This is a genomic window from Microcoleus sp. Z1_B2, assembly GCF_036700325.1.
GTDB lineage: Bacteria > Cyanobacteriota > Cyanobacteriia > Cyanobacteriales > Microcoleaceae > Microcoleus.
Map to the genome: position 1 here is coordinate 102,289 of NZ_JAUBOQ010000006.1, position 19,187 is coordinate 121,475.

Annotated in this window: 16 protein-coding genes; 9 read left to right on the top strand and 7 right to left on the bottom strand. The window is 45.3% G+C overall.

Annotated elements, in window-relative coordinates; genetic code table 11:
• The first annotated feature begins 287 nt into the window (after nt 1-287).
• From QT984_RS05095 to QT984_RS05120, 6 genes are all read left to right on the top strand, one after another.
• Entirely contained in the window at nt 288-629 is a 342-nt protein-coding gene (locus QT984_RS05095; RefSeq protein WP_333056163.1) for an HAD domain-containing protein, read from the top strand.
• A 48-nt stretch (nt 630-677) separates the two neighbouring features.
• The gene (locus tag QT984_RS05100) at nt 678-2,117 is read left to right on the top strand and encodes a pentapeptide repeat-containing protein (protein WP_333056164.1); all 1,440 of its coding nucleotides are present in this window, start codon (nt 678-680) and stop codon (nt 2,115-2,117) included.
• Between the two features lie 98 nt (nt 2,118-2,215).
• Nucleotides 2,216-3,949, top strand: coding sequence for an ATP-binding protein (locus QT984_RS05105; protein ID WP_333373410.1), 1,734 nt, complete (start codon nt 2,216-2,218; stop codon nt 3,947-3,949).
• 877 nt (nt 3,950-4,826) lie between these two features.
• Nucleotides 4,827-5,831 carry an RNA polymerase sigma factor, RpoD/SigA family gene (locus QT984_RS05110; RefSeq protein ID WP_333056169.1) on the top strand — a complete coding sequence of 335 codons (1,005 nt, stop codon included), beginning with the start codon at nt 4,827-4,829 and terminating at the stop codon, nt 5,829-5,831.
• A gap of 541 nt (nt 5,832-6,372) precedes the next feature.
• The gene (locus QT984_RS05115) at nt 6,373-6,870 is read left to right on the top strand and encodes a hypothetical protein (protein ID WP_333056170.1); all 498 of its coding nucleotides are present in this window, start codon (nt 6,373-6,375) and stop codon (nt 6,868-6,870) included.
• Nucleotides 6,871-7,203: 333 nt separating this feature from the next.
• On the top strand, nt 7,204-9,741 hold the full coding sequence (locus tag QT984_RS05120; RefSeq protein ID WP_333056171.1) for a CHASE4 domain-containing protein: 2,538 nt from the start codon (nt 7,204-7,206) through the stop codon (nt 9,739-9,741).
• Between the two features lie 271 nt (nt 9,742-10,012).
• Here the strand turns inward: QT984_RS05120 and cobO are convergent, their stop codons facing one another.
• From cobO to QT984_RS05135, 3 genes are all read right to left on the bottom strand, one after another.
• Nucleotides 10,013-10,636 (bottom strand): cob(I)yrinic acid a,c-diamide adenosyltransferase, encoded by a 624-nt coding sequence (cobO, locus tag QT984_RS05125; protein WP_333056172.1) that lies wholly within the window; start codon nt 10,634-10,636, stop codon nt 10,013-10,015.
• Nucleotides 10,637-10,748: 112 nt separating this feature from the next.
• Nucleotides 10,749-11,327 carry a Uma2 family endonuclease gene (locus tag QT984_RS05130; RefSeq protein WP_333056173.1) on the bottom strand — a complete coding sequence of 193 codons (579 nt, stop codon included), beginning with the start codon at nt 11,325-11,327 and terminating at the stop codon, nt 10,749-10,751.
• A gap of 159 nt (nt 11,328-11,486) precedes the next feature.
• Nucleotides 11,487-12,104 (bottom strand): hypothetical protein, encoded by a 618-nt coding sequence (locus QT984_RS05135; protein ID WP_333261832.1) that lies wholly within the window; start codon nt 12,102-12,104, stop codon nt 11,487-11,489.
• A gap of 117 nt (nt 12,105-12,221) precedes the next feature.
• Between QT984_RS05135 and QT984_RS05140 the strand changes: the two genes are divergently transcribed.
• Nucleotides 12,222-13,475, top strand: coding sequence for a molybdopterin-binding protein (locus tag QT984_RS05140; protein WP_333208476.1), 1,254 nt, complete (start codon nt 12,222-12,224; stop codon nt 13,473-13,475).
• Nucleotides 13,476-13,534: 59 nt separating this feature from the next.
• On the opposite strand, the gene QT984_RS05145 is transcribed toward QT984_RS05140, so the two are convergent.
• On the bottom strand, nt 13,535-13,663 hold the full coding sequence (locus QT984_RS05145; RefSeq protein ID WP_333056176.1) for a hypothetical protein: 129 nt from the start codon (nt 13,661-13,663) through the stop codon (nt 13,535-13,537).
• A 25-nt stretch (nt 13,664-13,688) separates the two neighbouring features.
• On the opposite strand from QT984_RS05145, the gene QT984_RS05150 reads away from it, so the two are divergent.
• Both QT984_RS05150 and rimM read left to right on the top strand, forming a co-directional pair.
• Nucleotides 13,689-14,321: a response regulator transcription factor gene (locus QT984_RS05150; RefSeq protein WP_333056177.1), complete on the top strand. Its 633-nt coding sequence runs from the start codon at nt 13,689-13,691 to the stop codon at nt 14,319-14,321.
• A 141-nt stretch (nt 14,322-14,462) separates the two neighbouring features.
• Complete coding sequence (gene rimM / locus QT984_RS05155; RefSeq protein WP_333056199.1) at nt 14,463-15,104, top strand: ribosome maturation factor RimM; 642 nt, start codon at nt 14,463-14,465, stop codon at nt 15,102-15,104.
• Between the two features lie 76 nt (nt 15,105-15,180).
• Here rimM and QT984_RS05160 read toward each other — a convergent pair whose 3' ends face one another.
• From QT984_RS05160 to QT984_RS05170, 3 genes are all read right to left on the bottom strand, one after another.
• Nucleotides 15,181-15,639: a phosphate-starvation-inducible PsiE family protein gene (locus tag QT984_RS05160; RefSeq protein ID WP_333056178.1), complete on the bottom strand. Its 459-nt coding sequence runs from the start codon at nt 15,637-15,639 to the stop codon at nt 15,181-15,183.
• Nucleotides 15,640-16,000: 361 nt separating this feature from the next.
• On the bottom strand, nt 16,001-16,309 hold the full coding sequence (locus QT984_RS05165; protein ID WP_015179102.1) for an RNA recognition motif domain-containing protein: 309 nt from the start codon (nt 16,307-16,309) through the stop codon (nt 16,001-16,003).
• Between the two features lie 623 nt (nt 16,310-16,932).
• Nucleotides 16,933-19,104: a nitrate reductase gene (locus QT984_RS05170; RefSeq protein WP_333056179.1), complete on the bottom strand. Its 2,172-nt coding sequence runs from the start codon at nt 19,102-19,104 to the stop codon at nt 16,933-16,935.
• Nucleotides 19,105-19,187 lie beyond the last annotated feature (83 nt).

Below are 19,187 nucleotides of genomic sequence, written 5' to 3' on the forward strand. Positions count from 1 at the left end.
GGCCCATAATTGACCATCTCAAAAACCCGCCCGACCGAGATATTATGGTCAAGCGATCGGACATGATATAACAAGTCGATGCAGCGAGCACTTGAGAGAGCATCGTCGATGGAAATTTATATTATTAAGCAGTATTAATAATTAATAAATTATTCAACTTAACTTTTAGTTAATGTTACATTTTTCAGACATTAATGGTGTACTTATTCCTGACAGAAGACATGAAACATCGAGCTTGCCAACAGACAGAATGAAATTCAATTCAGATTGCCTTAATCACTTTGAGAATGTCCTTCGTTCCTATCTATCATGCGCGAGTAGTAATTTCATCATCCGGGCGTGAAATATTCCCCTTCGAGGTAATACCTCCATTATTTTCACCAGATATCGCTATCCGTATTATCGGATTCACCCCTTTTCTCAACCCCAAAAATATTCACCAACACAAATATTTACGACACCAGGAAGTTCTTGAGTATCTTCGAGAAAACCAAGCACAAAACTCACCTTGGGTAGCCATTGACAATATTCCAGAACACTATCCGCCAGATGCACCAGTTGTGGCTATTGATGATTACAATGGTTTTGACCAGAACTCAGCAAAGGTACTTTCAGAATATCTAACTTAATTTCAAAGGTTAGGAAAAAAGTATCGGAATAGAGAGGGTGAATTTGACATGGAAATGAACGTTGGTGACTTTTTGCACCGACTCGATCTCAGGGGACAAGCACTTAAAGGCACCAACCTTGGCGGTGCGGAACTCCGGGGAGCCAACCTCCGAGGCACGGATCTCCGAGAAACTAACCTCAGCGGCGCTATGCTCAGGTATGCAGACCTGATTGAAGCCGATCTCACAGGCGCTAATCTCAGCGGGGCGGATTTATCTGAATCATTTCTTAATTTAGCTAACCTCACTAGAGCTGATTTGACTGGTGCTGTCCTCCGAGAAGCTAATCTCGTAGGAGCCGAATTCACGGGCGCCAACCTCAAACAAGCAAGTTTGATCAAGGCTAATTTAGTAGGAGCAAATCTCCACGAAGCCAACTTAACCAGAGCCAACCTCAGTGGGGCGGATTTACGCGGTTCTCAGTTGAGCGGCGCCATTTTAGACAAGGCCGTATACAACAACCGGACTATCTTTCCCGATGATATTGATCCGGGTGCAATGGGAGCATTTTTGCTAGCTCCCAATGCTTCGCTCCCTGGCTTAAATCTGGCTATGGTAGATTTGACCGAAGCGGATTTAAAAGGAGCCGATTTGCGGCGGACAAACTTATACAAAGCTATTTTATTTGGTGCCAAACTCGATCGGGCAAACTTAGCAGGAGCCAACCTCAGCGGAGCGGACTTGAGGGAAGCTAGTTTGAGCGGCACGATTTTGGAGAAAGCTGTTTACAGCAACCAGACTTTGTTTTCAGAAGGTATCGACCCCAGTCTGGGCGGAGCTTATTTAATTGCTCCCAATGTATCGCTGCAAGGGGTAAATTTAACCGGAGCCGACTTAAACGGGTCAGATTTAAGCGGAGCTAATTTGAGCGCTTCTAACTTAACTTCGGTCAATCTCAAAAATGTAGACCTCAGCAGAGCTAGCTTAAAAAAAGCTTACCTCAAAGGTGCAAACTTGGAGGGAACTGATTTAAGAGGAGCCGATTTAAGCGGCGCAATTTTACACCAAGTAAACTTGAGTTCTGCTGACCTCCGGGGTGTAGACTTAACAAGGGCTGACCTCAGTGGCGCTAATTTAAGGGATGCCGATTTGAGGGAGACAGATTTCACCGGAGCTACTTTGCTGTTCGCGAACTTGAGCGGGGCAGACTTAAGAGGTGTAGATTTGACAAAAGCTGACCTCAGTGGCGCTAAGTTAAACGAAGCCGATCTCCGAAAAGCAGATTTGATGAGAGTAAATTTGGAGGGAGCAGATTTAACTGAGGCCGACTTGAGCGATGCTCATTTATTCCGAGTTAATCTCAGAGGTGCTAACCTGAAAGGTACTAACCTCAAAGGCGCAAGTTTAAAAGGGGTATTTTTGACCGACGCTTATTTGAGCGAAACGGATTTGACAGATCTAGATCTGAGTCCGAGTTTTTTTGAATTGCCACTAGAATCGGAATGGTAATTAGTTGACTGTTAACAATCAAAAATCTACAATCAAAACTCGCCCCGCGAAAATTGCTCGATTATTAACAATCGAAAATCTAAAATCTAAAATCTAAAATGGATCGACCGTTAGGCTCTGTTATTCAAGGTTCCCTGAGCAAGGGATTAGAAGTGCGACTGCACGCCGATGTTTCGGTGGAAGATATGAGGGTCGGGAAATTTCTAGTAGTGCGGGGGGTGCGATCGCACTTTTTCTGTATGCTCACCGACGTTTCTCTGGGAACTTCTAGCGCCCGCATTTTATCGAATCCTCCCAATCCCGACGACGATTTTCTGCTCGCAGTGCTAGCAGGTAGCAGCACCTACGGTACGATCGAACTATCGCCGATGTTGATGTTGACTGCTGAGAGAGAAAAACAGCAGGCAATTTTCGACCCAACGAAAAACGGCGGAGTTCGTGAGAATAAGCTGGCGTTAGGAAATTTGGGATCTTTTGAGCCACAAAGTGGCGCGGATATTGAGTTGCTGCCGGTCAAAACTATTCCCAGCCACTTTTCCCAGGTGTTTGATGCCAAAGAAACTGATTTTCGGGCGGTTTTTGGCTGGGAAGATGACCCGTATCGCCGCAATTTTGCGATCGGCAAACCGATTGACATGGACGTTGCTGTGTGCTTGGATTTAGATCGATTTGTGGAACGCAGCAACGGCGTTTTTGGGAAGTCGGGAACGGGAAAATCTTTTCTGACGCGCTTGCTATTGTCGGGAATTATTCGCAAGCAAGCTGCTGTTAATTTAATTTTCGATATGCACTCGGAGTACGGGTGGGAAGCTGTTTCGGAAGGGAAACAGTTCAGCACTGTTAAAGGTTTGCGGCAGTTATTTCCCGATAAAATGCAGATTTATACCCTCGATCCAGAATCGACAAAACGCCGGGGAGTCCGCGACGCTCAAGAGTTGTTTTTGAGTTTCGATCAAATTGAAGTGGAAGATATCTCCCTCGTACAGAGAGAGTTGAATTTGTCGGAAGCTAGTATCGAAAATGCGATCATTTTGCGAAACGAGTTGGGTAGCGGTTGGATCAACAAGTTGCTGGAAATGAGCAATGAAGATATTTCAAGGTTTTGCGAAGAAAAGCGGGGAAATAAGTCTTCGATTATGGCTTTGCAGCGGAAATTAGAGCGTTTAAACGATTTGAAATACATTCGGAAACGCTGTCCCAAAAATTATGTAACTGAAGTTTTGCAGTGTTTAGATGGTGGGAAGAATGTAGTAATTGAGTTCGGTTCGCACTCGGATTTGCTGTCCTATATGTTAGCGGCAAATGTGATTACTCGCCGCATTCACGAAGCTTATGTACGCAAAGCTGAGAAGTTTTTGCAGAGTAAAAATCCGTGCGATCGCCCGCAGCCCTTGGTGATTACCATTGAGGAAGCTCACCGCTTTCTCGATCCGGCGATCGTGCGATCGACTATTTTCGGTACAATTGCCAGAGAAATGCGAAAATACTTCGTCACCCTGCTGATTGTAGACCAGCGCCCGTCAGGAATCGACGCGGAAGTCATGTCGCAAGTCGGAACACGCATCACAGCCTTGCTAAACGATGATAAAGACATCGATGCTATTTTTACCGGCGTTTCGGGAGGGCAGAGTTTGCGATCGGTTTTGGCAAAACTCGACTCCAAACAGCAAGCATTAGTTTTGGGCCACGCCGTACCGATGCCCGTAGTCGTGCAAACTCGTCCTTACGACGAGCAATTCTACAGAGAAATTGGGGATATTGACTGGCAAGAAATGCCCGATGAACAAGTATTTGCCGAGGCAGAATCTGCTAAAATGGATTTAGGATTTTAGATTGACAACTGCTAGATTCCTTACAGAACTTAGGCAAATGTTACTGTAAATTAGTCTTTGCGAACAATTGGCGATCGCTGGCAATGACAGAAATATCTGATTTTTGCCTCAGTTATAAACTAGAAATTGCGATCGAACGTCCAAAAAATTAGGCCCCAGCTTTGAGTCAGAAGCTTTTCCCCTTTCACCCCCTTACCCCTCATCCCTAACGGCCCAAAATTTGCTTAAGCTTAAACATGATGGAGATGATGGAGCCTAGGGGCACAATGAAAGTCAAACAGGGCAACAGCCAGCCTTTATACACCTTGTCGTTACTCGTAGCAGAATTTGCTTAGCATATTTAAATCAAAATGTCAATAAATATTTTAAACAGTTACTGGCATCTAATACGGCGATCGAGTTCGGTTATCTCGCATCCTACCATCTAGGCAGCGAGAAAATTTCAAGCGATGATGGAACAGAGAGCAAAACAAAGCCCTCGAATAGCATGAGTCTGTTTGCATGAGTATTGTTAAGTTGAGTTGCAGTTAAAACTAACAGGGAATTCAAAACCTTAAGGAAAAATGTAGAATCTTGACCTTAAGACAGAGGTTTTTACTCTTTACGATCCTCAAAATTGGGAATAATATTGAGAAAACTAAACTCTTGCTCCACTTCGCCTTGAACTAGCCGTTAAAGCTAGCGAACTACCGAAAATCGACGGCGATTACTGGAAATCAAGCACAAAAGTAATCCCAAACAAAAAGCTTCTACCGATCGTCACCGATAAACAAGAGGGGAAACATCCCCTTTGTCGCAGTCTTTATCCCACTTGCAAAAGTGGGACAGGGTATCACCAACTTTTTATCTGTTGTTACAAGGAGTGCAATACTCACCCATGTCCACCACAACCCCCAAAAACAAAACAGTGAAAGCCGATCGCATGGGCAGCCGGCCATACTCCTCAACGGATACGGTTCGTACCTATCTGCACGAGATCGGTCGCGTACCCCTGCTAACCCGAGAAGAAGAAATTGTTTTCGGGAAGCAGGTGCAGCAAATGATGAAATTAATCGAAGCAAAACAAGCACTTGCTAAAGAATGGCAGCGGGATCTGACAGATCAAGAGTGGGCCGCCGAAATGGAGTTGACCGAACCTGAACTTAGCCGCATCTTACACATAGGGCGGCGGGCCAAGCAAAAGATGATTGAAGCGAATTTGCGGCTAGTAGTGGCGATCGCCAAAAAATACCAGAAACGCAATATGGAATTCTTGGATTTAATTCAAGAAGGCACCCTTGGTTTAGAACGAGGAGTCGAAAAATTTGACCCGATGCGGGGATACAAATTTTCCACATACGCCTACTGGTGGATTCGGCAAGCAATTACTCGCGCGATCGCCCAACACGCCCGCACAATTCGATTGCCAATTCACATCACCGAAAAACTCAACAAAATCAAAAAAGTGCAGCGGGAACTCACCCAGCAGTTGGGCCGGTCTCCCTCCCCTGGGGAAATTGCCGCGGCCTTGGAACTGCACCCTTCCCAAATTCGGGAATATCTGCTGATGGCAAGACATCCAGTTTCTTTGGACTTGCGGGTAGGAGACAACCAAGATACCGAACTGCAAGAACTCTTAGAAGACGAAACTGCATCTCCAGACAACTACATTACCTCGGAATTGCTGCGGCAAGACCTCGATACTTTGATATCAGAACTTACCCCCCAGCAGCGAGATGTAATAATTCTGCGCTTCGGTTTGGAAGACGGCACTGAAATGTCACTGGCGAAAGTCGGAGAACGGTTAAATCTCAGCCGGGAACGGGTGAGGCAGCTAGAACATCAAGCCCTTGCCCACCTGCGCCGCCGCCAATCTCAAGTCCGAGAATACTTGGCTAGTTAGTCACTAAAAAAGTTGAGATTTTGAGAAATCTCAACTTTTTTTTTCGTGTTGGCCCTGCTGGGAAGGATAATTTTATACCAGTTAAAAAAGAATGGACTGTAGGCCGGTGCTCCAAACCCTTATGGAATAGGTCACGCCAAATTATTTAATTCTTTAATATAAAATCTCAAATCTAAAATGGTATCATTTGACAATTCCCGCATCCAGGATACCCGCCACGTGATTCATCCGTCCAGAAATAAAAAACCTGTATCCGAGAAACTTGCCGAACGTATTTATCTCGCGCAAGTCAATGGTTCAATTCTAAAATCTAAAATCTAAAATCTAAAATCGCGCAATCGATTGACGGGTCGATCGCCCGATCGGGGCGGAGGCAAAATTTGTCCAAACTAATCTTAGATTTAAGTTCAGGAACCGGGCGGGCGATCGTTCATTCAAGTTAATAGCCAACATTAAGCCAAGTACCCGGTTTCTCTACAATCTTGGTGAAACTGGTACAAGAGGCGCTTGGAACCAGTTATTTTAAATTTTGGGGTCTGGAGTGGTTTTGACTTATTTGATATTGACAGGAAGTTTAGAAGCGATCGCGATCGTGCTTGCTCTGTTGCCCGGTAACTTGAGCATCGCATTACCCGCAGGCCGATCGCACAACTCGGAGATCAAATCCGGCGTTTTAAGCTCGCAATCTCCCCCAAACCCTCCCCCAGATACAGCTAGCACAGGTTTAGCAGATGGCATTTACCTCTACGGTCAGTCGAGCAAGCCAGAGGAACTTAAACAAGAATATTTTGTATTTGAAATGCGACAGAGTAAGGTGGTCGGCGCTTTTTACCTACCTCGGTCTGCTTTTTACTGTTTTTACGGCACGGGCGATCGAACTCAGTTAAATTTAACAGTAGTGGACACTTACGACGGCAGTCGCTCTCCCTACTCGGTAAATCTGGAACAGTATTACCCAATTTCTACCATCAGCGAGAACGATCATCGCATCTTGGGTCTTTGCACGGAAGCTCACAAAGAGCAGGTGTGGGAAAAGTAGGAAACACGCGCTGCGCCACCAGTCAATCGATTTTAGATTTTAGATTTTAGATTTTAGATTTGAGATTTGAGATTTTAGAATTGAAGAAAGCAACCTCACTGATAAATCGGGCGCCCCCGAACCAAGTTGCTTTCGGTCAGGGTTCAGGAAACAGTAGTAAAATTGCTCTTGATTTGAGATTTGAGATTTGAGATTTGAGATTTGAAGAAAGCAACCCCACTGATACATCGGGGGCGCCCGGACCAAATTGCTTTCGGTCAGGCTTCAGGAAACAGTAGTAAAATTGCTCCTGAGTTGAGAATTTCTTCGGACGGACACCACACACATGGCAAAATGAAACTGCGTCGGAAAACACTATCGATAATTGGCATTACCATCGCTGGATTGACTGGGATTCTGTATGTCGCCTCCTCAAGTATCCTCTTGGGCAGCCTGATCAAAGCAGAGGAACAAGAAGCCACACAGGTTGTCAAGGGAGTGCTCAGCGTGTTCGGGCAAACTGCCGACGACTTCAACTCGCGCTTTGCCGACTGGTCTGCGTGGGACGACACCTACGATTTTATCCAAAACCGCAACTCAGAATTCATTGACTCCAATTTAATTCCAGAAGGGCTGGCTAATATAAGAGTTAATATAGCCGTATTTGTCAATACTTCTGGCAAAATAGTTTACGGTACAGGTTTAGACAGCGAAAAGCTGAAATTAACTCCTGTTCCAGAAGCATTAAAACAGCGTATTTCTCTAAGCGACCCGCTGTTGCAGCACCCCAACGCCAAAAGCAGCCTCGCTGGTATCATGCTGCTACCGTCAGGGCCAATACTGATTACTTCTCGGCCTATTCTCACGACTAAAAGCACCGGCCCGATCCGAGGTACGCTGATCTTCGGGCGCAATTTGGATGCTGCAGGCATTGCGAAGGTTTCTAAAATTACTCGCTTGCCGCTAATCGTACACAGCGTGAATGAGGCTAGGTTGCCTGCAGACTTTGAGCAAGTGCGGGAGAAACTGTCGGAAAAAAAACCGATTTTGGTGCGTCCTTTAAGCGAAGATTCGATCGCAGGTTACGCCCTGATCCGCGATATTTACAACCAACCTGCGCTGCTATTGCGGGTGGATATTCCCAGAGAAATATATCGGCAAGGTCAAATTAGTTTGCTGTACCTGCTGGTGTCTGTAGCGTTAGTGGGAATTGGGTTGATCGGCTGCACTCTGCTACTGCTAGAGCGTCTGGTGCTGTCTCGGTTGAGCGGTTTAGCGAAAGCAGTCAACCGCGTCAGCAGCAGTCAAGACCTCTCGGTGCGACTACCGGTGACGGGGGAAGACGAGTTGTCCGACCTTGCCCATACTATCAACGGAATGTTGAGTGCGATCGCGATCGCCGACAGCGAACAACTTGAGGAAAAAGCCCGCTACCGAGCCGTAGTCGAGCAAGCTACAGATTGTATATTCCTGTGGGACGCTCAAACCAAACGCCTTTTGGAAGCCAATACAGCGTTTAGAGACCTGCTAGATTACAATCTTGATGCGATTTCGCAACTAACTATTTACGATATCATCGCTTACTCTAAAGACCTAATTGACAACAATATCGAGTTACTGCTGACGGACAAACAATTCAGAATTGGCGAAGTTCTCTACCGCCGCCGAGACGGTTCCTGCGTGGATGTAGAAGTGAGCGGGAGCGTGATTTCCTACGGTGGCCGCGAGATTATTTGCACGGTTGTCCGTGACATTACCGAGCGTAAGCAAGCCGAAGCCGAACTACGAGCCTCGGAAGAACGCTACAGACTTTTGTTTAAAAATAACCCCCATCCGATGTGGGTTTACGATTTAGAAACTCAGGAATTTATAGCCGTCAATCAGGCTGCTATCCAACACTACGGCTACACTCGCGACGAATTTCTCAACATGACCGTTGCGGACATTCGTCCCCCCCAATATCTGCCGAAATTGCTAGAAAATATATCCCAAGTAGATGCCGGTATTGAGTTTGCAGGTGTGTGGCAGCACCAGAAAAAAGACGGAACAATTATTGATGTAGAAATTACTTCTTATGCTCTGGTATTTGATAGCAGAAATGCTGAATTAGTGCTGGCTCACGATGTGACCGACCGCTTGCAAGCCGAGGCAGAACTCTACAAGGCAAAGGAAGCAGCAGAAGCAGCTAATTTGGCTAAAAGTCAGTTTTTGGCTAACATGAGCCACGAACTGCGAACTCCTCTGAATGCGATTATCGGTTACAGCGAGATCCTGCAAGAAGAGGCTGTTGATTTAGGCGAAGAAAATTTTGTGTCGGATTTGGAGAGAATTCACAATTCAGGCCAGCTTTTACTTTCCTTAATTAATGATATTCTGGACTTGTCGAAGATTGAAGCTGGTCACGCCGAAATTGAATTAGAAACTTTTGACGTGTCGGAGGCAGTTCAAGATGTAGCCAAAACTGTTGCACCGCTATTTTTGCGAAACACTAATCGCCTGAATGTGGAGTGTCCTAATAATATTGGCAAATTGTATTCCGATCAAATTAAGTTTACTCAAATTTTGTTTAATTTGCTCAGTAATGCAGCTAAGTTTACTCATAAAGGAACAGTTACACTCAGCGTTGAAAGAATTAAAAATGACGAGAATAGTTGGGATTCGGAACAGTTGATTTTTAACTGTACTGATACGGGGATTGGGATTACTCCTGAACAGCTACAAAAGTTATTTCAACCTTTTACGCAAGCGGATGCTTCGACTACCCGCAAGTACGGAGGAACGGGTTTGGGTTTGGCAATAGCGCAGAAATACTCTCAGATGCTGGGGGGAGAAATTACTGTGACTAGCGAGTTTGGCAAGGGGTCAACTTTTACTCTGATGTTGCCAGCATAGCTCGATTTTAGATTTTAGATTTTAGATTTTAGATTTGGTAAAAAGTCCTGACTAGAAACAACATAAATACGGTTTGTAGTCAGGGCTTCATATCATGTCCGATCGAGTTACCGCGATTAAAAGGGCGGGTTTTTGAGATTGTCAATTATTGGCAGATATTTTTCGTGAGGGGATCCCCTACCGTATTGGGGGTAATCGACCGGACATAATATCAGTCCACTCCCAATCAGCTTTTAGCTAATTAGGACTAAACTTTTGAAGACCAACAACATTAATACTCAATACCTGCTTGAGCTTTAATCCCTTGTTCTCGGAATGGATGCTTAACTAAAGTCATTTCTGTCACCAAGTCGGCCCGTTCGATTAGCGCGGGCGGGGCGCCTCTGCCTGTTAAAATAATGTGGGTTTCTTCGGGTTTTTGGTCTAACCCAGAAAGCACTTGCTCTACTTGCAAATAACCTAGTTTTAATGCTATATTAACTTCATCTAGAAGAACTAATTTAAATTCGGGATTGCAGATAAAAGTTAGGGATTTTTCCCAGGCTTTTTGAGCTGTTTCGATATCTCGATCGCGGTCTTGCGTGTCCCAAGTAAAGCCTTCTCCCATTGCGTGGAATTCTAGCTGTTTTTCCCAGAGTTGAAAAACCGCTTTTTCTGCGGGTTCCCAAGCTCCTTTGATAAATTGTACTATGGCGACGCGGTATCCGTGACCGAGCGATCGCACAACCATTCCCAAAGCTGCCGTGGTTTTGCCTTTCCCGTTACCCGTATTGACAATTATTAAACCTTTGTCTTTGGAAGCCCCGGCAATTCGCTGCGCCTGTACTTCTTGTCGGCGCTGCATTTTTTGTTTGTGCTGTTCGGCTGTTAGGGAAGTTGTTTCTTTAGTTTCCATTAGATTTTTTTAACGCAGATTAGGGACTCAGAAACCGGGTTTTTTAATACATACTTCGATGCCACCCGCAGATTCGGGAAAAAACCCGGTTTCTCGGCTTCGGATTTAGCTATTATGTCCACAGCGATCGCAAGTTTAGCACGAAACCGGGCAAAACATCTTCTCCTGAAAGTTCTGTTGGACATTCCAAAACTTCTATTTCTTGTCCTTGGCGATAGATTTCGACTCTCCGGGTTTTGCGGTTGATTAACCAGCCTAATTTGACTTGGTTATTCATGTATTCTTGCATTTTGTCTTGAGTATCTTTGAGGCTGTCTGTCGGCGACATTAACTCTAAGACAAAATCCGGGGCAATGGGAGGGAATTTTTGTTTTTGTTCGGGAGTGAGTGCATCCCATCTTGATTTTTCAATCCAAGAGACATCGGGAGAACGGTTGGCACCGCTTGGCAGTTTGAAGCAAGTTGAAGAATCGAAACAAATTCCCAGTTTAGTTTGTCGGTTCCAAATCACAAAATCCGCATTAATTTCTGAATTGTAATTTCCGGTTTCTCCTCCTGTGGGTGGCATAACGATTATTTCTCCTTCGGCGTTGCGTTCAAATTTGACATCGGGGTTTTCGCGACACAGTTGATAAAATTGGTCGTCGGTTATTTTGGCGATCGAGTTGAAGTTAATGGTAACTGCTATCATGGTATTTTATCAGGATGCGTTGGGACTTTTAAGCCAGATTATGTATATGAATGCGGCTCAATGCCGAGCGATGCAGATGCTGTAAATATTATTAAGGGTTAAGAGGATTTAATGGATATCTTTTTATGCACTTTTGCTCATTATATCACATCCTTATAACTAGCTATTAATAGTTTTATCAAACGCTTTTTGGAGGAAACACTTACAGACATACCAATAATAAAATGCAATGTTGATTTCGCTAAACAGTTTAGGTAGTCCCTCTAGTAAACTGGAGAATATTTTGTTTTTTATATGCAGGGCATCGACGCCGATCGCAAAAAACAACAAGCCTACACCCGCTAAGAATATTTGGTAGGGAGTTAACTGTAGTTCTCGCCGAAAAAACCATCCGTAGGAGGACAAAACCACGGCGTATAAAAGACTTACTCCGAGCTTAGGAATTCCCCCTGCTACCATATATATATGAATTCTGTAAATTTCATTTAGTAAAAATCCACCTGTTAACAAAGCCGAAAACAGAATAAATCGATTTTCTGAAGTGCGCGGTTGAATACTTTGAGCTAATTTATAGGTGAAAGTACAAATAATGACGGGTACAGAACATAAAACTTGAAAAGTCCGAGTTAACAAAGCGACATTGGGATGGGGATAAGAATAAGGCGGCAAGAATAAATCGCTGACTTTTAACCCGGAAAGTTGAGTGAAAAATATCAGTATCGCCACCACAAATAAGGATAAACAATTGAGTCTAACAACCAAACGAGAAATAGTCATAAGCAATTAACACCAAAAATTAGGTTTACTGCCCAAATCAAAAAAAATTATATCACCAATATCTCTGGATATTTTGCTAAACTTAATCATGAGTGTTATCAAAACAAGGAGACAGTCATGCTGTCAGTGAAAGAAGCAGAATCGATCGTTCTAAATTTGGTGCAACCCCTCGACAGTCAGCGGGATGTAGAAACTGTAGACTTGCTGGCAGCATCGGGGCGCATTTTGGCTGCTGCCGTCACTGGTTCCCTTGATTTTCCTTATTGGGATAATTCAGCAATGGATGGGTACGCGGTGCGGTTTGCTGATGTGGAAAACTGTAGCGCCGAAAAACCAGTGGTACTCGAAGTAGTTGAAGAGATTCCAGCCGGATATCAGCCTCAAAATACCGTAAAATCGGGGCAAGCGGCGCGAATTTTTACGGGGGGGGTGATGCCTGCGGGTGCTGATACGGTGGTAATGCAGGAAGAAACAAGGCGTGAGGGCGATCGTATTTTTATCTTAGTTTCTCCTGAAAAACCGCAAGCATTTGTTAGGCACAAAGGCGCTTTTTATCAAGCAGGAACAACTTTGCTAACTCCCGGTACAGTTATCAATGCCCCAGAAATGGCAGTGTTAGCAACTGCCCAGTGCATTCAAGTTCCAGTTTATCGGCGGCTGCGGGTGGCAATTTTTTCTACTGGTGACGAATTGGTATCGCCTGACGAACCTTTGGCACCGGGGAAACTGGTAGACTCGAATCAGTATGCTTTGACAGTTTTGTTGGCACAAATGGGATTTGAACCGATTCGATTGGGCATTGTTCCTGATAATGAAGATGCATTAAACAAGGCGATATCCGGGGCTGTTGCGACGGCGGATGTGGTGCTTTCTACGGGCGGCGTCTCGGTAGGAGACTACGATTATGTCGAGAAAATTTTGGCAGATTTGGGAGGAAAAGTTCACATTAGTTCTGTGGCTATTAAGCCGGGGAAACCTTTAACGGTTGCTGAGTTTAAACGAGGTGAAAAAAATTCGGATAGTCTCTATTTTGGTTTGCCGGGAAATCCGGTTTCGGCTTTAGTCTGCTGTTGGCGGTTTGTTGTGCCTGCTTTGAGAAAGATGTCTGGGCTTGGCCCGGATGCTTGGGGGCCGGAGTTTGTCAAAGCTAGGTGTAATGCTGAATTGCGATCGCACGGCAGACGCGAAACTTATGTTTGGGGTAAACTACATTTAGTTGCCGGAGTCTGGGAATTTGAACCTGCTAGCGGCACCCAAAATTCAGCTAATTTAATTAATCTCGCAAATACGAGTGGTTTAGCAGTTTTGCCACCAGGGGACACCTGGATTGTACCGGGCGAATTCGTGGAGGTTTTAAAAGTTAGTCAGTAGTTAGTGGTTATTGGTTATTGGTTATTGGTTCGGTATAAGTTCATGTAAAATATTAACAACTAAGTAATCTTCCTTCTTCCGACGGACATCGGACTGACATCCGTTACATCCGTTACATCCGTTACATCCGTTACACAATCCGTTGCCGAACTTCCTTCTTCCTGACATCCGTTACATCCGTTACACAATCCGTTGCCGAACTTTCTTCGTATTATGAAAATTTTAATTGTTGAAGATGACCCGATGATGCAACTGGGATTAGAGCAAGTTTTAGCCGATTCCCCAGACATAGAAATAGTAGGACAAGCAGAAGACGGCTATTTAGGCGTAGCAGCAGCACTGAAACTCAAACCTGATATCATTGTGATGGATATAGGTTTGCCACGGCTCGACGGCATAGCAGCGACGCAGCAAATTAAAGCACAATTGCCAGAAGTTAGAGTAGTAATGTTAACTTCTCACACGGCAGAAACTGAAATTATTGCTGCCCTTTCTAGCGGGGCTGATGCTTATTGCATTAAAGGTGCTTCTGTAGACAGGCTGTTAGCAGCGATTGCAGCCGCCGCAGAGGGGGCTACATATCTTGACCCTCAAATTGCCCGGACTGTCATCGAACACCTCAAACCCCCCATACCTGCCTCTACAACTACTTTTGGTCAGTTGTCGCAGCGGGAATTGGAGGTGTTAAAATTAATGGTGGAAGGTAACAGCAATCCTGAGATAGCAGCGGCGCTTTACTTGAGTCCAAATACTATTAAAACTCACGTTCGCGGTATTATGAATAAGTTGGCAGTGGATGACCGCGTGCAAGCCGCAGTTGTAGCGCTGAGAACTGGATTGGTGTAAAGAAGTAAGTAGTCATTAGTCATTAGTCAGTAGTCATTAGTTATTTGTTGTTTGCTACCAAGGCTTTTCTGCTACCAATGCCCCATGCCCAATTCCCAATTCCCAATTGCCAATTCCCAATTCCCAATTCCCAAAAAGTTTATGTCTGAATGGATAGAAATCGGTAAAATTGTAGCAGCTCAAGGTTTGGACGGGGAAGTGCGAGTCTATCCCGATTCTGATTTCCCGGAAAGGTTTATCGAACCGGGGAAGCGGTGGATTTTGCGCCCTAACAAAAGTGAACCGGAACCGATAGAGTTTTTGGGCGGTCGCTACATTCCGGGCAAAGGGCTGTATGCTGTAGAGGTAGAGGGTGTGGAAGACCGCGATAGTGCTGAGGCGCTGCGGGGCTGTAAGTTGTTTGTTGAAAAGACCGATCGACCTTACCTCGAATCTGATGAGTTTTACGTCCAAGATTTGATCGGTATGGAAGTTTTTAACCAGTTAACCGGGGAAATCCTAGGCAAGGTAAGTGATATTATTCCCGCAGGTAACGACCTTTTAGAAGTAGAAACGAATCTAACTGCGCCGGAAACTGTCGCCGCAGAATTAGAAAAGCCAAAACAGCCTGAAACTCCCCAAGCAAACGCTGACCCCAGAAATACCCGCAAACCACGGAAAATTCGTGTTAAAGAGCCTAAATCCACAAAAATATTGATTCCTTTTGTGGAAGAGATTGTGCCAGTGGTTGACTTAGAACAAGGCAGAATTGAAATTGTGCCTCCTCCTGGTTTGTTGGAATAATATCATGTCCGGTCGCTCGACCGGATATGATATTAGTTATTAACAATGCCCAATCCCCAATTCCCAATTTCCAATATTAATCATTTCCTTTATTTGTATACCGCACTATCAAGTAGCTGATGGAAAGCGCGAAAATTGCAGTCGCCAAACCAATCAAGTCGGCTGCGGTTTTTTTTTCCAAGTCAAGAATAATGATTTTTCTAGATACTGCTATCAAAGAAGTTACAATAACCAGCTCAACTTGAATTACGTGCTTTTTCAGATAAGCTGTAATATTTTCCAATATTTCCAATGCAATTAAAACATTTAAAAATAACCCAAATATCACAAACAACGTGTCTTTTAAAAAATTATCAGTGTGGTTTGCCAATTCTTGTGCTAAAAAAATCACCAAATCGGCAACGCTGACGATAATTACCAAAATCATCGCCAGTGATAAAACTTTCGATATTATTACTTCTACACTTTCTGTAAAATGCAGAAAATTTTCATCATTGCTTAACTTCGCAATTTGCCTAAATATTTTTTTCAGCATACCAGTGATTTAGTCATCATTTTTGATGATTTTGTCATTTTTCGGTACGCTTTGCAAGCGCAAAACTCTCTGATTGCCTGGTTTCACGGTGGCAACCCGGGCACTGGGGAAGGCGACTCTCTCTGCCTGTTATATTTTATAGTTTTTCGTGTCAGCTAGGAATCGATCGCACGCGATGAACTCCTGCTTAATAAATTTTTGCCATAAAAAAGCCTCAAACTATTGTCTAGCAATATTTTGAGGCTTTTAAGGCGCGGTGCTAATACTGAACTAACTATCTATTCTCAACAGAGAATGATGGTTGACTCCCAGCTTGCTCCGACGCAATATAGAAGATAGCTAAAAATTTAGCTCGGGTGGTTTAGTAGCGACGAGAATTGCCACCGCGATCGTTGTTACCCCAGTTACCGCCGCCACTAGGACGTTCTTCACGGGGTTTTGCTTTGTTGACTTTGAGGTCGCGACCCATCCACTCAGCACCGTCAAGAGCCTCAATGGCTGCGGCTTCTTCGGCTTCAGTAGACATTTCTACAAAAGCGAAGCCCCGCATCCGACCTGTTTCCCGGTCAGCAGGCAACTGAACGCGCTTTACTGTACCGTACTCTCCAAAAGTTTGGTTGAGGTGCTCCTGCGTTACTTCGTAGGATAAATTGCCGACATAGATTGACATTGAACATTCTCCAGAATCAGAGGGTGTAGAGATTTAAATCCGGAGGAACGCCGATCGAACGAACTGTACTGCCGAAAATAAAGCCTTGTAAAAAAATCATAGCACCTATAGGTGCAAACTGCAATTGTCTGACTCAATTAATTAAAAATAAGGTAGAAGGCCTTCGCCAGAAGGCATTCTGCGGAAGGAAAAACTCCCAATCAAGAAGGAACAACTCAGAATAAATAAATTTAATATAAATTTAATTTTCCTTGTTTCCGGGCTCTGCCGGGGAAACGCTGTTTTTAGGCTGCGTAATGGCATAACGATTTTAGGTTTTAGATATGGGATTTGGGATTTAAGATTTATGTGTAGGGTATGTCCGGGTTCAAAATTGCTCGATCGAGAGAGGTTGTTATCCTAAAAACGGATACAAGCCCCGGACTCCTGTCGCCAAGAGTGCAAAATTTTAGACTCTTGTTCAAGATCCCAGATTCATCTGTGGAGTAAATCTCCAATCTTTCAACTGAGGGCGATTGACTCAGAGATCCCCGAACGTCAACCACGTTCTTCCCCATGTCGATCGCCCGCTGGTTCCCGCTCGTTCGGCGGTGATGTGTAGCATCCCGTCGTTCGATGGCAGCTCAAGAAGTGACGGCGAGGGTGGATTTTTGCCAATTAAATTCCTCAACTTCTGCGACAGTTTCTGCCCCAACCAGCACCAACTGCACCGCACAAGCTTTTAACTCAGGCTGTTTGGAATCTGGACAGCTTGCAGCATGAGTCATGGCATTGGCTTCAGCGCCTTCGGCCCACAGAGAACCCCAGTGCATCGGTACAAATAGCGTACCTGGGGCGATCGCCTTTGTGACTTTTGCCGGAAACTGCGCCTTGCCGCGGCGCGATCGAACTTCCAGCAAATCCCCCTCCTTAATCTGCAATTTGGCAGCATCACGGGGGTGAATTTCCAAAAACGGATCGGGGTGCAATTGATTAATTTTCTCTGTTCTCCCCGTCCGCGTCATCGTGTGCCAGTGTCCGTAAAGTCTCCCTGTCGTCAACACAAACGGATAATTCGGATCGGGAGGTTCTGCCAGTCCCCGCGAGTGATAGGCCGAAAATCTTGCCCGCGCGTCAGGAGTGTGAAAACGCCTGTCTGTATACAGCCGTTTCGCTTCGTTCGCTGGATGCACAGGCTCGTTTTCCCGGCAAGGCCACTGCTGCGGCCCTTCTTGGCGGATGTATTCGTGGCTCAGGCCGGTCATATCGCAAGGCTGGCCCCGCGTCAACTGCACGTACTCATTAAAAACCTCCGCACTGTTCTCGAAAGCAAAGTGTTGGGCAAAACCCAACCGCCGTCCCACCTCGGCGAAAATGCTCCAGTCGTCGCGGGCTTCCCCGGAGGGAGTGTCGAAACCGGGACAAAAGGTAACGCGGCGTTCGGAATTGGTCATTACTCCGGTTTTTTCGCTCCACTGCGTTGCCGGCAGCAGGATGTGAGCGTAGGCGGAGGTTTCAGTGGGATAGTAAGCTTCTTGATAAATAGTAAAGGGCGATCGCAGCAAAGCGGCTTTCGTGCGTTCCAAATCCGGCATACTCACCACCGGATTAGTAGCTGCAATCCACAGCAACTCAACTTCGCCAGTTTCCAAACCGGTGATCATATCCCAAGCTGTGCGGCCTGGATTCGGGGAAATACTTCCCGGTGCGATTCCCCAAAATTCCTCGACTTGGGTTCTGTGTTCAGCATTTTTCACAAATCGGTAGCCTGGGAGCAAGTGAGACAGTCCTCCCGCTTCCCGCCCTCCCATCGCGTTTGGCTGGCCGGTGAGGGAAAACGGGCCGCATCCCGGTTTGCCAATTTGACCGGTCATCAAGTGCAAATTAATCAGCGATCGCACCTTTGCCGTGCCTTCCGACGACTGATTTATTCCCATCGACCACAGAGACAAAACGCGCTGCGACTGTTCCCAGTAGTTTGCCGCCGTTTCTAACTCGCCCACAGTAATGCCGCAGCGCGAGGCTACAAAATCCGGCGTGTAGCTGCTAATAACCTCAGCAAAAGCTGAAAAATTCGCCGTGCATTCTTCAATAAACTCAGAATCTATTGCTTGCCTGCGTAACAGCAAATATGCAATTCCATTAAGCAAATCTATATCGGTACCCGGTTTAATTGCTAAGTGCAAATCCGCCGCTTCCGCAGTCGGAGTCCGCCTTGGATCTACCACAATCATTTTGACATGGGGATGCTTTTTGTGGTATTTTGCTAATCGATTGAATACGATGGGATGGCATTCCGCTGTATTGCTACCAATAATAAAAGCGCAATCTGTTAATTCTAAATCGTCGTAACAGCAAGGCGGCCCATCCGAGCCAAAGCTTTGAACGTATCCAGAGACTGCTGAAGACATACACAAGCGAGAATTAGCATCAAAATTATTAGTACCCAGACAACCTTTCAGTAGTTTCTGGGCAATATAATAATCTTCTGTTGCGAATTGACCCGAACCGTAAACACACAAAGCATCGGGGCCACTGGTGCTGCGAATTGTTTGGATGCGGTTAACAATTGCATCGAGAGCTTCGTCCCAGCTAGCGCGGCGGAAGGGTTGGTCGAGAGTATCTCGCATCATCGGATACATTAGCCGATCGCTCCGAATAGACTCTGCTACGGTTGCTCCCTTAATACAAACCATGCCCTGACTCGATGGGTGATTGCGATCGCCCCGCACTTTCCAACTTTGTTTTTTGTCGGCAACAACTTCTAGACCGCAACCTACACCGCAGTATGGGCAAAGAGTTTTTATAGTTTCCATCTGGTGATTTTAGATGCTAATTTTTGAAAGCTAATGGGTAATTGGTAATTCGTCATTATAGTCGGAACTGAGGGCTCCTGCAA

Coding starts and splice junctions, on each gene's coding strand:
- QT984_RS05110 (WP_333056169.1), top strand. CDS start 4,827: ATGTCCACCACAACCCCCAAAAACAAAACAGTGAAAGCCGATCGCATG.
- QT984_RS05150 (WP_333056177.1), top strand. CDS start 13,689: ATGAAAATTTTAATTGTTGAAGATGACCCGATGATGCAACTGGGATTA.
- QT984_RS05095 (WP_333056163.1), top strand. CDS start 288: ATGTCCTTCGTTCCTATCTATCATGCGCGAGTAGTAATTTCATCATCC.
- QT984_RS05165 (WP_015179102.1), bottom strand. CDS start 16,309: ATGTCAATCTATGTCGGCAATTTATCCTACGAAGTAACGCAGGAGCAC.
- rimM (WP_333056199.1), top strand. CDS start 14,463: ATGTCTGAATGGATAGAAATCGGTAAAATTGTAGCAGCTCAAGGTTTG.
- QT984_RS05120 (WP_333056171.1), top strand. CDS start 7,204: ATGAAACTGCGTCGGAAAACACTATCGATAATTGGCATTACCATCGCT.
- QT984_RS05170 (WP_333056179.1), bottom strand. CDS start 19,104: ATGGAAACTATAAAAACTCTTTGCCCATACTGCGGTGTAGGTTGCGGT.
- QT984_RS05140 (WP_333208476.1), top strand. CDS start 12,222: ATGCTGTCAGTGAAAGAAGCAGAATCGATCGTTCTAAATTTGGTGCAA.
- QT984_RS05135 (WP_333261832.1), bottom strand. CDS start 12,104: ATGACTATTTCTCGTTTGGTTGTTAGACTCAATTGTTTATCCTTATTT.
- cobO (WP_333056172.1), bottom strand. CDS start 10,636: ATGGAAACTAAAGAAACAACTTCCCTAACAGCCGAACAGCACAAACAA.
- QT984_RS05100 (WP_333056164.1), top strand. CDS start 678: ATGGAAATGAACGTTGGTGACTTTTTGCACCGACTCGATCTCAGGGGA.
- QT984_RS05130 (WP_333056173.1), bottom strand. CDS start 11,327: ATGATAGCAGTTACCATTAACTTCAACTCGATCGCCAAAATAACCGAC.
- QT984_RS05105 (WP_333373410.1), top strand. CDS start 2,216: ATGGATCGACCGTTAGGCTCTGTTATTCAAGGTTCCCTGAGCAAGGGA.
- QT984_RS05160 (WP_333056178.1), bottom strand. CDS start 15,639: ATGCTGAAAAAAATATTTAGGCAAATTGCGAAGTTAAGCAATGATGAA.